Origin of the sequence: Mobiluncus mulieris (assembly GCF_014204735.1) — a bacterium.
Classification (GTDB): domain Bacteria; phylum Actinomycetota; class Actinomycetes; order Actinomycetales; family Actinomycetaceae; genus Mobiluncus; species Mobiluncus mulieris.
The window spans coordinates 1,326,099-1,340,850 of sequence record NZ_JACHMA010000001.1 but is presented as its reverse complement, the minus strand read 5'-3'; the positions used below and the strand labels follow the sequence as shown (position 1 = coordinate 1,340,850).

12 protein-coding genes and 1 pseudogene are annotated in these 14,752 nt (G+C 52.3%); 7 read left to right on the top strand and 6 right to left on the bottom strand.

What is annotated here, in order from left to right:
• Nucleotides 1–312: 312 nt before the first annotated feature.
• The 3 genes from F4555_RS05980 to fucO all read left to right on the top strand — a co-directional run bounded on the left by F4555_RS05980 (nt 313) and on the right by fucO (nt 4,792).
• Nucleotides 313–993 carry a GNAT family N-acetyltransferase gene (locus tag F4555_RS05980; protein WP_115325957.1) on the top strand — a complete coding sequence of 227 codons (681 nt, stop codon included), beginning with the start codon at nt 313–315 and terminating at the stop codon, nt 991–993.
• 62 nt (nt 994–1,055) lie between these two features.
• On the top strand, nt 1,056–3,452 hold the full coding sequence (locus F4555_RS05975) for a glycoside hydrolase family 31 protein (RefSeq protein WP_115325958.1): 2,397 nt from the start codon (nt 1,056–1,058) through the stop codon (nt 3,450–3,452).
• A gap of 188 nt (nt 3,453–3,640) precedes the next feature.
• Nucleotides 3,641–4,792 (top strand): lactaldehyde reductase, encoded by a 1,152-nt coding sequence (gene fucO, locus F4555_RS05970; RefSeq protein WP_004014460.1) that lies wholly within the window; start codon nt 3,641–3,643, stop codon nt 4,790–4,792.
• A gap of 173 nt (nt 4,793–4,965) precedes the next feature.
• On the opposite strand, the gene F4555_RS05965 is transcribed toward fucO, so the two are convergent.
• Nucleotides 4,966–6,573, bottom strand: coding sequence for an alpha-amylase family glycosyl hydrolase (locus F4555_RS05965; RefSeq protein ID WP_103759139.1), 1,608 nt, complete (start codon nt 6,571–6,573; stop codon nt 4,966–4,968).
• A 59-nt stretch (nt 6,574–6,632) separates the two neighbouring features.
• Nucleotides 6,633–6,734, bottom strand: a pseudogene (purU, locus tag F4555_RS11555) (formyltetrahydrofolate deformylase); the annotation flags it as partial.
• Nucleotides 6,735–7,572: 838 nt separating this feature from the next.
• On the opposite strand from purU (F4555_RS11555), the gene F4555_RS05960 reads away from it, so the two are divergent.
• Together F4555_RS05960 and F4555_RS05955 are read left to right on the top strand one after the other, a co-directional pair.
• Nucleotides 7,573–8,349 (top strand): YiiX/YebB-like N1pC/P60 family cysteine hydrolase, encoded by a 777-nt coding sequence (locus tag F4555_RS05960; protein ID WP_103759137.1) that lies wholly within the window; start codon nt 7,573–7,575, stop codon nt 8,347–8,349.
• A gap of 3 nt (nt 8,350–8,352) precedes the next feature.
• On the top strand, nt 8,353–9,600 hold the full coding sequence (locus tag F4555_RS05955; protein ID WP_103759136.1) for a hypothetical protein: 1,248 nt from the start codon (nt 8,353–8,355) through the stop codon (nt 9,598–9,600).
• Between the two features lie 83 nt (nt 9,601–9,683).
• On the opposite strand, the gene F4555_RS05950 is transcribed toward F4555_RS05955, so the two are convergent.
• From F4555_RS05950 to purU (F4555_RS05940), 3 genes are all read right to left on the bottom strand, one after another.
• Nucleotides 9,684–9,968: a type II toxin-antitoxin system RelE family toxin gene (locus F4555_RS05950; protein WP_211580340.1), complete on the bottom strand. Its 285-nt coding sequence runs from the start codon at nt 9,966–9,968 to the stop codon at nt 9,684–9,686.
• A 2-nt stretch (nt 9,969–9,970) separates the two neighbouring features.
• A complete protein-coding gene (gene relB / locus F4555_RS05945) occupies nt 9,971–10,180 on the bottom strand; it encodes a type II toxin-antitoxin system RelB family antitoxin (protein WP_036369809.1) in 210 nt (69 codons plus the stop codon).
• A 171-nt stretch (nt 10,181–10,351) separates the two neighbouring features.
• Nucleotides 10,352–11,227 carry a formyltetrahydrofolate deformylase gene (gene purU, locus F4555_RS05940; RefSeq protein ID WP_004572070.1) on the bottom strand — a complete coding sequence of 292 codons (876 nt, stop codon included), beginning with the start codon at nt 11,225–11,227 and terminating at the stop codon, nt 10,352–10,354.
• Between the two features lie 287 nt (nt 11,228–11,514).
• On the opposite strand from purU (F4555_RS05940), the gene F4555_RS05935 reads away from it, so the two are divergent.
• The gene (locus F4555_RS05935) at nt 11,515–12,021 is read left to right on the top strand and encodes a branched-chain amino acid ABC transporter substrate-binding protein (protein WP_249262465.1); all 507 of its coding nucleotides are present in this window, start codon (nt 11,515–11,517) and stop codon (nt 12,019–12,021) included.
• A gap of 96 nt (nt 12,022–12,117) precedes the next feature.
• Nucleotides 12,118–13,560, top strand: a complete 1,443-nt coding sequence (locus tag F4555_RS05930; protein ID WP_311768821.1) for a hypothetical protein — start codon at nt 12,118–12,120, stop codon at nt 13,558–13,560.
• A 40-nt stretch (nt 13,561–13,600) separates the two neighbouring features.
• Here the strand turns inward: F4555_RS05930 and tsaD are convergent, their stop codons facing one another.
• On the bottom strand, nt 13,601–14,728 hold the full coding sequence (tsaD, locus tag F4555_RS05925) for a tRNA (adenosine(37)-N6)-threonylcarbamoyltransferase complex transferase subunit TsaD (RefSeq protein ID WP_103759134.1): 1,128 nt from the start codon (nt 14,726–14,728) through the stop codon (nt 13,601–13,603).
• Nucleotides 14,729–14,752 lie beyond the last annotated feature (24 nt).

The window sequence follows — 14,752 nt, the reverse complement described above, 5'->3', positions numbered from 1 at the left end:
GTAATTCACGTAATTAGATAAATCTTTGACTGTGGAAATCACCAGTCCGACCAGGATTACCAAGAAGGCTGACTGTATGTTCCGCTTGTGCTTCCGATTTGCGGTGGCTGCACAAAATCGGGGAATGCCTGACAACTATTATCTCAAGGTTAAGAGGCTCTTCGCTTTTAGGGTTGTAGTTGGTTTTTGAATCCTCGGGTTTCGAGGAGGCTGCGAATGCGGCAGTGGGGGTGTCCGGTTTTCTGGCATACGAGTAACAGGTGACAGCTAATAACTCGGCGGGTAAGAAGCGGATACGCTAGGGTGGGAAGAGTGGAAATCCAATACCGAGACAAACTGTTGCCGAATCAAGCCCAGGCGCTGGTTCAAGAGTTGCTAGTCCATGCTTTTGGCCCCGAAGAACTGGGCGAGCCAGCCGCATTGATAGCTGAGCTGCAAAACGCCGATATGTTCACTTTTTCGGCCTGGGACGGGGTAAAGCCCCTGGGAGCGTCCATATCGTGGCAAGCAACTCATGAAGTCGTCCTATTCAGCTGGCTGGCCGTCAGCCCCGCCACGCGCGGACACGGCGTGGGCACGAAACTGATTCGCGACACTATTGATTACTGGGAATCCCGGCCTGAAATCAAACTGATTCTGGGGGAAATCGAGGATCCCAACCGCCACGTTGGCTCCGCCGCACATGGCGACCCCAAACGGCGCTGGGCACTCTACCAGCGCATCGGCGCGAAATACTTGGATTTCCCCTTTGAAATGCCCCGGCTCAGCCCGCAGGTACCCGTGGGCGAGGACATGTGGCTGATTAGTTTCGGCGGCAGCGCCCACCCGGCAATCAACCCGGAAACCGGCAACCTGCAGGGACTCGGCCTGGGGCGGCCGTTGCGCGACTTCCTGCGGGCTTACGTGGAAAACAGCGGGGAATCACGAGGCATCAGCGGAAAATACCGCGCTCCGATAGAACGGATGTTGACAGCGGCCGCGAGCTTAGACTAGATGCGACATAAACCGGACGCTAACGCTGGTATTGTCCCGGCCAGGAAAGAAAGTTGTGAAAAATGTCTGAATTTCTATTGGCGCCAGCCAACAGTAAAGCTGTTATCACCGGCGAAAACTGGCGAATCACGGTGCTGACACCCTGTCTGTTGCGGTTGGAGTGGAACGAGAACAACGAATTTTCCGATGCGCAAACCCAGGTTGTGACGAACCGGGATTTTCCGGTGCCACAGTTTACGATGCGACGCCACGGGAATGGCCTTAGCCTTAGTACGGAAGCCTTGCTGCTGGAGTATGACGGCCAGCCGTTTTCAGCTCATGGCCTGTCTGTAAAGCTCAAGAGTAAGGCCGGGGTGGTCTATGGTTCCCAATGGCACTTTGGCCAGGAAACCCCACTGGATTCACATTTTGGTAATTTGGGTGGCACCGCTCGCACCTTGGATATGGCAGATGGTGAAATTCCCTTGGAACCGGGATTGATTTCTCGCACGGGTTTCGCGCTGGTGGATGATTCGCGAAGTCTAGGCATCACGGCTGATGCTTGGGTGGCGCCACGTCCCTGCGGTTGGGATTTGTATTTCTTCGGTTATGGTAATGATTTTCATCGCACCCTAGCCGATTACTTTGCCCTAACCGGGGCTTCCCCGCTGATTCCACGTTTCGCGTTGGGGAACTGGTGGAGCCGCTATTGGCGTTACAGCGAAACAGAGTACTTGCAACTCATGGATCGGTTCCGCAGCGCGGACGTGCCACTGTCCGTGGCGGTTTTGGATATGGATTGGCACCTGGTTGATATCGACCCCAGTATCGGCTCGGGGTGGACGGGCTACACCTGGAACCGGGAGCTGTTCTCGAATCCGCCGGAGTTTTTGCGCCAGCTTCACGAAAGACAGCTGGCGGTGACGCTTAATGTTCATCCGGCGGATGGCATTAGGCGCCATGAGCAGCAATACCGGGAAGTAGCGAAATACCTCGGTCAGAATCCCGACACCGGGGAGCCAGTGGATTTCAATATCGCCAGCCAGCGTTTCCTGGCAGCATATTTCAACTTGGTACACCACCCCCTAGAGGATGAAGGCGTCGATTTTTGGTGGATTGACTGGCAGCAAGGGGTAACCTCGGCGCAAGCCGGCCTCGACCCGCTGTGGATGCTGAATTTCCGGCACTACCGGGATGCCCAGCGCCAAATTCCGAGCCGCGAATTCAAGCAACCCCTGATTCTGTCCCGCTACAGTGGTCCGGGGTCGCATCGCTTTCCGTTGGGTTTTTCTGGCGATACTTTCAACACCTGGGAATCCTTGGATTTTCAACCTTTCTTCACGGCAACTGCTGCGAATATTGGCTATTTCTGGTGGAGCCACGACATCGGGGGGCACGGGTTTGCGGGGCGCGATTTCGAGCTTTCCACCCGGTGGTTACAGTTTGGCGTGTTCTCGCCCATCAACCGGCTGCACTCTACGATGTCGCCCTTCCTCAGCAAGGAACCCTGGGCTTTCCCCCAGCCGTATTGCGCGGTCCAAAAGGACTATTTGCGGCTGCGTCACGCCCTGATTCCGTATCTTTTCACCCAGATGTGGCGTTCTCACCGTGATTCGGTGGCACCCATCCGCCCGATTTATCACGACTACCCCGACCGGTGGGAATCCTATAAGTACCGCAACTCGTATTTTTATGGCGATTTACTAGTGGCTCCGATTACCAGCCCGGCGGATTCCAAGTTGCACTTGGCTAAAGCCACAGCCTGGATTCCGTCGGGAACGTGGCATGATTTGTTTACGGGTTATGTTTATCACGGCGCGGCGGTACAGAGTTTTTATCGGCCTTTAAATCAGATTCCGGTCTTGGTTCCGGAGGGGAAAATTATCCCGATGGCACCGCCCCAGATAGCAGCAGCGCCACATCCACACACCCTGAACTTGTGGGTTTACTTAGATGCCACCAACCAGGCTCAGGGGCACCTGACCGAGGAAGTGGGGAATATGTTTTCCGGGGATACCCCGGCAGATATCGAGTTTCACGCGACTTTCCACGACGGGACACTGGACTTGCATTTTACTTCGGAAAACCTGCCGGCCGAGTTCGCCACCAGGGATATTGTGGTTTACTTGCCGCAGTTGGCCGGGGAGGGTGGGGTCGCGCCCGCGTTGTCACGAGAGGTTTTTTCTCAGTTGCCGCTGTGCTACCGAGTCGAGTCGGTCAATCTTAAAGAGGGGACGATTTCTCTGTATAACCTGCACCGCTGGGCGCCAGCGCCCCAGGAGGCGGTTTTCACGCTGCTTGATGGTGCGGAAGGCAAGATTGCAGATAAAGAAATTGCCTGGAATTTAGTGCAGCGCCATTCGGGAAACGGCTGGCGCGACCCGCTGGCATTTAGTGGCGAGTTAGCTTCGGAATCGATAGCCCAGACTCTAAAGGATGCCCTGTTGGAATGTGTTTTGGCTACTTTGAATCGGGGGTAAAGCTCGGGATTTTCCCAGTCATTCGCCGGGGGATAGGATATCTTTAGCATATTAATGATTGCTTGTAAACAGACCTAAGTCTCTTCGCTTTGCGGCGAAATCTCGATAGGATTTTTCACATAATTGCTGGTGAAGCCCAAAAATGGTGAATCCAGACGCAGTCCAAAGAAAGTCCAAAGGAGGAATATATGTCTTATCGCATGATTTTAAACCAAACCGCACACTTCGGCCGTGGTACTATAAAGCTGTTGCCCGAGGAACTTAAGAAGCGTGGCTATAAAAAGGCTTTGCTTATTACGGATCCGATTCTGTTGAAAACCGGCACTGCCAAGAAAGTTACGGATATCTTGGATGCGGCCGGTTTTCCGTATGAAGTGTTTTCAGATGTAGCACCCAATCCGCCAGTGGAAAACGTCAAGGCGGGGGTAAAAGCTTGCGCCGATGCGGGAGCGGATGTGCTGTTGGGGCTGGGCGGTGGCTCGCCCCAAGATACCGCCAAGGCGGTAGGCATAATCACCACCAACCCGGAGTTCGCCGATGTACTTTCCCTGGAGGGCGTGGCGGACACCAAGAAACCCGCCCTGCCGATTATCGGGATTCCCACCACCGCCGGAACTGCTTCCGAGACAACCATTAACTACGTGATTACCGATGTGGCCAACAAACGTAAATTCGTGTGTGTCGACCCGCATGATATTCCGATTATGGCGATTGTGGATCCGGATCTCATGGATTCCATGCCACGGGCTTTAAAGGTTTCCACCGGTTTGGATGCCTTGACCCACGCCATCGAGGGCTACATCACCCCCGGGGCTTGGGAACTTTCCGATGCGGTCCACCTGACTTCGATTCGGATGATTGCCGAAAACCTGCGTAAATCCGCTGATGGTGACCGGGAGGCTGGCGAGAAAATGGCCTATGCCAGCTATATTGCTGGTATCGGGTACTCCAACGTGGGTTTGGGTTTGGTTCACGGCATGGCACACCCGCTGGGTGGCCGCTACGGGGCTCCGCACGGGGTGGCTAACGGGATTCTGTTGCCCTCGGTGATGCGTTACAACGCTGATTTTACTGGGGAAAAATACCGGGCGATTGCTCACGCTTTTGGGGTGAACGATGCCTACACCATGTCCTTGGAGGACGCGCGCAAAGCGGCTTGCGACAAGGTTTTGGCTTTGGTCGTGGATTTGGGTAACCCCACCAAGATTTCCGAGGTCGGGGTGGATGAATCCGGCTTGGATGCTTTGGCGCAAGACGCGTTTAACGATGTGTGTACGCCGGGTAACCCGCGTAAGGCTACGCTGGAGGAAATCCGCGCGCTCTACGCGGCTTTGCTCTAGGCTCGCTTTGCCGTCTTCGGTGCGTTTTAGTTTTTTGGTTTCATGAGGTGCCAGTATCGTAACTGGCACCTCATGAAGCTGTGAATTTCCAACAATAAGCAAAAGTGACCGAATGCTAAACGGATGCCCGGAGGGAGTGTCCCTCCGGGCATCTTCGCGGTTGAAACCTAGAATCACTTGCCGGTACTATCCGGAACCGTAAAGGCCGACGAGAGCGGCTCCAGGTGCAGTTTGCCGTCCTTGACCGTGTCGTCTTTGTTCATGGCCTTGACCAGTTGGTATCCCTTTGGCAAGGCTACTTCTTGGGGTTCCTTGCCCAGATTGTGGAAGATTACCGCCTCGCTAGTCTTGGCATTGAGGTTATCCGCAGCGGTTTTCTGAGAATCGGGCGAGCCAGTCGAGTCGGTCGAGAGCTGAGCCTTGGGGTCGGCGACCGCCCGATAGGCCATCACCGCCGGATTGTCATTCTTCCAGGCCTTGAAATCGGCGTACTGCAAGAAGGGGAACTCGTTGCGCACCGCCACGAGTTGCGAAATGTAGTTATACAGTGAATCCTTATCGGCCTGCGCTTGTGCCACTGTGGTGGTGACCTGTTTCTTCGGGTCATAATCAGTGTTTTCTGGGTTCTTAACCTTGGTGCTCTTATCCCACGGCATGAAAGTACGCTTGTTTTCATCGCGTCCGGAACCTTTGAGCCCGACTTCCTCGCCGTAATAGATATAGGGGCGCCCCGGCAGCCAGAGGTAAATCGCCTCGGCCAGTTTGTTCTTTTCCAAGTTGGGAAAGAACCCGGCCGAACGCCCCTGGTCGTGGTTCGATAAATATATGGCATCAAGAGCCTGGGGATTCAGTTTGCGAATCTCCGGTTCATACTGGCTGAGATACTTGACCAGGTTCGTGGCATCGCCCTTGTTTACGGCCTTGACAATCTCGCCACCGCCATCGCTAAGGTCAAAGTTAAACAGGGAATCCAAGCCACTCGCATAGTAAGGGGCAACTGTGGACTTACCCGCCCAGACTTCCGCCACCAGGTAGGCGTCGGGTTTGATACTGCGGCACATCTGGGTGTACCACTTCAGGAATTCGATGTTGGCCTGGTTATTGGTGCCAAAGTAGTGCAGGGCGGCATCCAGGCGGAAACCCGCCACGCCCATATTCAGATAGAACTTTGCGATTTTGGTCAATTCCTCGCGTACTTTTGGATTGTCCAGATTCAGGTCAGGCATATTCTCGGTGAAAGCCGACTCGTAGTACAGGTTCGAGCCAATTTTGGTGGATTTCCGAATGGGTTTTTCCCCGAAATTGTAGTAGCTCGCGTAGCCATCCAGCTTGCCGGCCTTAGCCTCGGCCAGGGCTTTTTTGAACCACGGGTGGTTCGAAGATGAGTGGTTTATCACCATATCCATAATGATTTTGATGCCCTTGGCTTTGGCGGCTCGAATCAGGGCGCGGAAATCATCCATCGTGCCATAGGCTGGGTCAATCTTCATGTAGTCATCCACGTCATATTTGTGGTACGAGTGTGAAGGGTGAATCGGCATCAGCCACAGGTATTCAACCCCGAGTTTCTGTAGGTAAGGCAGTTTTTCTTTGATACCGTTGAGGTCGCCAACCTGGTCGCCGTCGCTGTCATGGAAAGAAGCCACGTAGATCTCATATGTTACCCCCGAGCGGGTGCTGATTTCCGCAGAATCCGGTGGAACCGCCCCGCCCGAGGCTCCTAGTTGGCATCCCGCCAGCGCTAGCGATAAAGCAAATAAAACCCCAGCCAGTTTCTTCATGGTTCCTCCCAGTTCTTTATCCCAATTTTAGCCTGATTTGGGATGGCACCTCATGAAATTTAGCGGAAAATAACGATGGGGGTGCCGCCTGCAACGCGGTGTTCGGCGTGCCACTTGACGGCGCGGGCGAGGACACGGCGTTCGACATCTTGGCCTTATTTTGCATGGTGGCGGAGTATCCTGTTGTACTCTCCGCCATAAACGTGCATGTCAGGAGGATTTATACTGACGGAGAGCTGGCGCGAGAGGCAACTATTCGGAGATACCGAATAGTTCAAATCTAGGCTAGTTGGCAGAGTAGCGGTGACGTAGTTGATGGTAGCGTCAAACAGTTTCACGCCCCGATTCTGGGCTTGACTGACAAATCTCTTAGTTTTGGTTGGGAGTTGTGGTTGCTTTGTTACCGATGTTGTTGCAGTTCATTCGTGGTTCATGAGGTGAATGTCGGCAATCCAGGAAACATTTCATCAAAAAGCTTGATGTCATAGTTTTAATAGGATAGGCTATACCCACCAAAATCCAGTCACTATACCTTGCCAAGACGGCGTCAACAGCCCGTTGCAGATAAACCATACCCACAGCATGGCATCTAAAGTACAAATCGCATGACGGGAACGGTACAAATCGCACGGTTGTGCGGTTTTGGTTTGGCTTTCGGGTTTTCCCGCGTCGCGTTTTTGCCTTGCGATAGTTTCCTTTCATGAGGCGCTTTTCGATTCATGAGGCGCTGGCCGGGATTCCGGCAAGCCCCTCATGAAACCTAGCGGAAGATGACGGTGCGGGTGCCGCCTTGCAGAATGTGGTGATTGGTATCATAGCCTGGTTTTGTGTGTGGGTGTGTGTGGTTGCTATGTTGCCAGGTGTTGCCGCAGCTCAAGTGAAATTTATGAGGTGCTTGTTGTCAACTCTGGAAATATTTCATCAAAAAGCATGATGCCAGAATTTTAATGAGATAGATTAGACTTACCTAAATCCTGTCACTGTCAGAAAGAAAAGACGATGTTGTTTAAAAAGGGATTGGTTGTGGGGATTTTTTCCGCAGCATTAGTACTGAACCTGGGTGTTGCACCTGGGGTAGCGTTAGGGAAGTCTGCGTCGGTTGACGATTTGACTACAGGTACGGATTCAATCGTAGAAGAGCTAGTGCAATTGAATCCAGGATCCACAAAAGCAGAGGTTATTGCTCAGGCCAGGCACGTAACGATTGAAACAGGTGAAGCGGCCAGCGAAGTGTTGTCCCAGCAACTAGCAGAAGCGAAGGCCTCGGCTGCAGAGGCTGCGCGCGACGGCGACGTGATGCTGCGCGGTGGAGGGCAAAAAAAGGAGTCGTTTATCATAGGTGGTGCGAAGCATAAAGGTGATGTTTTTTACGCACCTGCAACTACATTAGGATACGAGCATGGACATAGTGGCCTCTATTATGATACAAATACCATTATTGAGGCACCTGGGCTGAATAGATATTCCCACGCTATTTCTGCAAGTAAAGTTCGTGTGCCAAAAGGTACGCATTTGCAGTATGTGGATGTTTCTCAGGCAAGTCGCAATAAAGCTGCAGATATAGCGTATCATTTTATGTTAAATAAACCGTATAATACGCTTTTCGCTAGTAACAAAGTCGTCTATTCCGATAAATATAATTGCTCTCAGCTAGTATGGGCTGCCTATAAGGCAGGGCCTGGAATAGACTTAGATGGAAACGGGGGTTCGGGAGTTTATCCAGTTAATATTTTGAACTCTGGCTGGACTATAACTTACTACATCTATGGTGGGTAATACATGCAAAGATTGTATACGATTTATGTCGCTGCTGTGACGCTGCTGTTAGTACTACCATTAGCTGGTTGTGGTGTTGATAGTAGCGTCACTGCTGTGCCTCAAAATAAACTGCACCTGACTGATGATTATGTACTAGCCGCTCGTTTCAGTCCGCAGTTACATGATATAGGTCGAGGAGCGGCGGAAGGGTATGTGTTGCTGGCGCGGGAAGATGGGGTGGCTGACATTGTAAACGTGGGTTACATGGACAACGGGCAGCTCGTTTGGAGTGACGAAGGCTTGTTTTTTGGCGGGATGACAGTTGAATATCATCTTGATAACAAAGGATTAAAGAGCTACCCACGTGGTGCCGATGAAGAATTTGAAACATCAAGGTTTCCGGGAACAAAAGAAAACAAGTATATTTCAATTTATAATGTGGGAATACTCCCGGATGGATTTGCTAATAGAGTGGTAACTGGCATCGGAAAACAGCTTAGACACTGGGAAGTACCTGGCTTGCTTACCTCAATTGCAAAATGTGACGATGGTGTGGTTGCAATGGCGCAAGGTAAAGAACTTAATTCTGTAACACGTAGCATCTTGCGTAATCCTAATAACTCAACAGTATTACTTAAACTTTACCCTAAGCCGCAAGATTTGGCAGCTAGCGTCTTAGGTGAAATTGAGAATGATGAATCCTATGAATATTCACAGTATATGGAGCGGGCTCCCTGTGTGAATGGATTTATGTATACCTTGGCTACTAGAAAGCCTGTTGACTACTCTAATGAGGGAACACAAGTTCTGCGTGAATGGAATATTTACGATGGTAGTTATAGAGAATTTCCGCTTGTTTTAGAAGATGGGAAACCGGCACACGTTAAAGGCAATGATATTGAAGCACTCGATGGAGGGTTGAGCTTAGATAAAAAAACTTACTACTGGGTATCTTGGAAGGATGGAAAGCTTCGTTCAGTTGATTTGACTACTCGTGTAGTCAAAGAAGTTTTGACACTAAAATTATCGCAGTTTGACGGTAATATGCGGTGTATAGTTGCTGGAAATTTTTTATTTGTGTTGGACGAATTCCCTAAAAGTGACCGGTTGCGATTCTCGCGCTATAACATTAAAACCGGTGAAAAAACTGATTACTTTGATATTAAAGGTATCCTAAAAGTAGATAAAAACCGAATGTTTCGAAACGAACTTAGGGGTATTGCTATTAATCCAAACTGGTTGAAGAAGCATACCTTGCCACAAGATTGAGCATTACAGCTTGTAGCTGATTGTAGCTGTGAGCTTCATGGGGTTGGCCGCAAGTTATTGACGGTCTGGCTGTGTGTTAAGCGTCAGGCCGTATAGATTTTGTCGCGTCGGCCAATTGAGAAGACCTCAATCGTGATGGCATCATCGTGAATGAGTGCGAGAATCCGGTAGGCGCCGACTCGGTATCGCCATTCGCCGGAGTCGTTGGCAGTGAGCCCTTTACCAAATGCTCGAGGATTGGTGCAGGCATCGAGATTATTTTTAATCCATTCGGCGAGGATGCGGGCATCGAATCGATCCATTTTCTTGAGCTGCCTGCGGGCTCTAGATGTGAGTTCGACGCGGTATCCGCTGGAAGGGGATGGCAACGTCACAGTTCCTCGAGGATTTCGTCGATACTAAATCTCTGGCCGTCGTCTGCAGCGATTGCCGCTCGCAACTCGTGAAGGTCGTAGGAATCCTCGATTTTCTCTAAAATCGCGGTGCGGGCGAAATCAGAAATCGTGACACCTTCAAAATTGGCCAATTTGCGTACCAGAGTTGCGTCTTCGTCAGACATGCGTATGGTCATCGTGCTCATTTCCGCTCCCTTCAAAACTGTGAATACATTGTATTCAGGGAATCCTCGGTCTGGCAAGAGCACTTTCTGCTGGCTGTGGACTCTACGCGGCGTTGCTGTGGTTCGCTCGTTGCGGTTTTATTGCCGATTCATGAGGTGCTGGTCGGGATTCAGGCTGGCCCCTCATGAAACCTAGCGGAAGATGACGGTGCGGGTGCCGTTTAGCAACACGCGGTGTTCGGCGTGCCACTTGACGGCTTGGGCGAGCACCCGGCGTTCGACGTCTTGGCCTTGTTTTTGCATGGCGGCGGTGGTGAGGGTGTGGTCGACCCGCGCGACGTCTTGTTCGATAATCGGGCCTTCATCCAGATCAGCGGTGACATAGTGAGCAGTGGCACCAATCAGTTTCACGCCCCTCTCGTGGGCCTGGGCGTAGGGACGCGCTCCTTTGAAAGACGGCAGGAAAGAATGGTGAATATTAATAATCCGCCCGCCCATTTTTTGGCAGAGCTTATCGGAGAGTATCTGCATATATCGCGCGAGCACGACCAGTTCGATTTTTTCGGCTTCTACCAGGTCGAGCAGGCGCTGTTCCGCCTGGGGTTTGTTGTCTTTGGTGACTGGCACCAGGATGAAGGGCACTTGGTAGAAAGTGGCGATAGGGGAGAGGTCGGGGTGGTTACCCACCACCGCGCGCACGTCAATCGGCAGCGCATTGTCGCGCACGCGATAGAGCAGGTCGGACAGGCAATGGCCTTCTTTCGAGACCATGATTACGGTGCGCAGTGGCCGCCCAATTTCGTCCAAGTTCCAGTTCATGTCATAGGTTTGGGCGAGTTCCTGGACGCGGGTTTCCACGGTTTCTCGGCTGGGCACATCCATGGACACGCGCATGAAGAACAGCCCCGTGTCGGGGTCGCCGAACTGGGCGGATTGCAGGATATTCCCGCCCGCCTCGCTAACCAGGCCAGACACGGCGTGCACAATGCCGGGTTTATCGGGGCAAGACAGGGTCAGCACCAGTCGCTGGTCACCGTCGGTCAAGTTTTCCATCGCGTTTTCTATCATGCCCCCAGCATACCGCGTGGCCTGAGGGTATCTTGACAGGGCGGGTGGGTCGAGTGCGTTTTCCGTTTGTGGTTCGGGGTTCATGAGGTGCTGGTCGGAATCAAGGCCAGATTTACATGTTGGGAAGCGGTAGATAGTGGTGGAACTAACTAAACGGTCTTGACCTGCGAGTATTTCGGGGGTGTTGAGTTTCTCTGGAAAATACTGCTAAAAATCCTCAGGTTTGTTGATTCTTTGCCGATGGGGGGGGGATAAAGGAACCCACAAGCTGATTTTAAAAGGAGGCTATGATGTCGATTTTTCGTAAATTTGCTGCCGGAGTAGCTACGATTGCTGTTGGCGCGATGATGGCTGGAACCGCTGTCGCCGCTAACGGGGGTTGGTACGATTCACAAAGGCACTACAACGTCTACTCCACATATAGAGGAGTCGTAAGTGGTCAGTACTTTATGCCACCCACCTATGTAGATCGTTTAGATATGGCAACCAGTGTCTACGCCACGGTTACTGCCTACGACCAATCAAACGAAGAGCAGGTGCGTTTGTGCTATACCGAACCGTACGGAACAAAAATTGTCGCCTGTACTCTTTATGAAAAAATTAATGGAGTGCGTCCCATTGAAGGGATTGGTAGGTTTCAAGTTGTGGGTGCTAACGAAGAGGAGATAAACGGAGGGCTCTACAATAATGTTTCCGCTAAGGGGAGTTTCACCATTCAACACATGTTCCCCAACGGGCCATCACGAGCATTAATTAGTGATAGCGGTGTTGATTCTCTAGTAGTTTCGTATTAAGAGCACTGGTTTAAGCATAAGGAGTGTGGAGTCATGGATGCGGGTTTGGTTAATGGTCTCGGTGCTGGTGTTGCTGGGTCTTTGCCTCGGAGGAGTGTGGGTGATGCCAGAAATTCTGCTTCGGTTTCGGGTACCAGTGCTACGCCGAATCGTGGGCAGAGTCCAATAGTGGACATGGTGGAGATTACTGGTGTCAAGCCCGCATCCGCTCCCACCAGCGCGGTGTTTGATCCCACGGCTGTTGCTGGGTCTTTCGAGCAGAAGCATATTGGTGGAGTGCTCGCCACGAGTTCGGCTATTGACGGGTATAACGGCTGGGAGGCTATGCTACGGCACTGCTTTGGTATTCAAAACGGTGGGGATAAGTCCGATATGCCGGTTATTCCGAGCTTTAATTGGAGTGAGCGTGGTCCTTATAGTGTTGAAGAAGGGTATGTGCCGTCGAATGTGTTTACGCAAAAAGAACGTAACCTGATTGCTAATATGTACGTCTATGCTCACGACCACGGCATGAGCGAAATGGCGGTATCACACTACACATCCGCCGCATACTCACCTGCTTTACCTTATAAAGTAGAGGATTTTGAAGGTTCTTGGTATGTTCCAAAAAATCCTGCTGATTGGATAGATTATCGTGTGCTTAAGGGTCGGGCGGCGATGGTGGAGTATTTTCGTCGCGGTGTGATGGATCCCCCTTGGTGGTTTAATCAGCCGGAGGAGGCGGCGCAGACGGTTGTGGAGACTTTGTCTTCGGCGGCGTTGAATGACAATCTTATTCCTAAAAACTGGATTGTGAATGCTGCTGGTAATGATTGTTGGGGGTATAACGGGAGTAATACTATTAAGGATTATAAGGATGTGCAGGCTTTGGTGTATGCGTATTCGCCTCATCATTCTGATGGGAAGCCTTCGGAGTTGGGGGTGCGGTCTGCGGAGGCGCAGCGGTATATTGCCTGGCGTGAGGCTAATTTTAGTCAGGTGCGTTCGATGATAGCCGAGGCGAAACAGCCCGCTACTGCGCCTGTTCCGGGGGCTCCGGCAGGTGCTGGAAACCAGGGCAATGTGGATGGCCCGAAGGCTTATTTTGATAAGTATTCCTCGCGGATTGAGGGGTTGGTGGCTGCTTTGGATGATTCGCAAAAGGCTACTTTGGGTGAGTTGTATTACTTGGCTGGGAAGAAGGGTGGTGGGGAATCTCTAAAGAAGGTGGATGCCCTGGCTAAGGCTATGGTTACCGCGAATTTCATGGAAATCATGCTCTTGCCTGGTCGGGATAAGGATGGGAAGAAAACCACAAATCTCCTGGATATGCTGGTGTGGACTAAGGATTTTCCTGACCAGTCTAAGGTTTTGCAGGCTGTGATAGCTAAGAAGACTCAGGATAGCCAGCCCATTACCCCAATCCTGGAAAAACCGGTGACTTTGAAGCTAGCAGGCAAAACACTAGCCACACCAGGGGTCACTGAAACCCCCACCAAAACCAAGGAAACCAAAGAAACCAACAAACCAACCCAACCCAACAACACATCCACGCACTAAAGATACTCTGTATGTGTTGCAATCTAATTCATTGTGAGGGCTAGACCATGACTCTGGTCAAATCCAGGGCAGAGACGGGGGAGAAGTCCGGGCGACTCGGTTCGAGGCGGTCAGCAATCTCCGCCGTGATGGCAGCAATCTGGGCACCGTTATCGGTGCAGAACTTGAGCGGTGGAATTCGCAGGGTAACCCCAATCTCGGGGCAAGCTTCGGCCAACCAGGAGCGCAGCCGAGAATTCGCGGAATACCCCCCGCCCACGACCAGGGTTTTCGCGCCAGTGTCCTGCAAAGCCTTTAGGGTCTTTGACACCAGGGAATCGTTGATGGACTCCGAAAATCCTTTGCAGATGTCGGCCACTGGCAACCAGGGCTTACCCTCGCGGGTGGCCTGGTAGTCCTCGGTGAATTCGGGGTGAGAGCGGGCTTCCGGGCTGGCCTCTAATGAAGCGATATAACGCGCCACGGCGGTTTTCAACCCGGAAAACGAAAAATCATAGGGGTGCGACTTGGCGTATTTCGCGCCCGACAGTCCGCGCGGAAAATCAATTGCGCCAAGCGTCCCCTGCTGGGACATCCGATCTACGTTCGGCCCACCCGGATAGGGCAGACCCAGAATGCGCCCCACCTTGTCAAAAGCCTCGCCCGAAGCATCGTCCAGGGTACCACCCAGTTCCCGAATCCCGCCGGGTGCGGCAAAATCCTCGATATACAGCAGGTTCGTGTGCCCCCCGCTAACCACCAGGCCGACCGCCGGCAGTTTTAGCATCTCCTCACTGGCCAGCTGGTCAACCGCCAGGTGCCCAATCACGTGATTCACCCCGTAAAGTGGCTTATGCAGAGCCAGTGCCAACGCTTTCGCCCCCGCGATACCCACTGCCAGCGAACCAATCAAGCCCGGCCCGCCGGAAACCCCGATACGGTCAATGTCCTCGAGCTTGACGCCAGCCTGTTCCAGAGCACTGGTGACCACCGGCAGGAATGACTCCAGGTGCGCCCGCGAGGCAATTTCCGGGATAATCCCGCCGTAGCGCGCGTACTGATCCATCGAAGTCGCCACCACGTTCGCTATCAGTTTCGTCTTGCCCGCCACCAGCGCCGCGCCGGTTTCGTCACAGGTCGATTCAATTCCAAGGGTCAGGGTTTCACCGTTAAACACGCCCTCAATCATACCCCCTCTGATTACCCCTGGCAG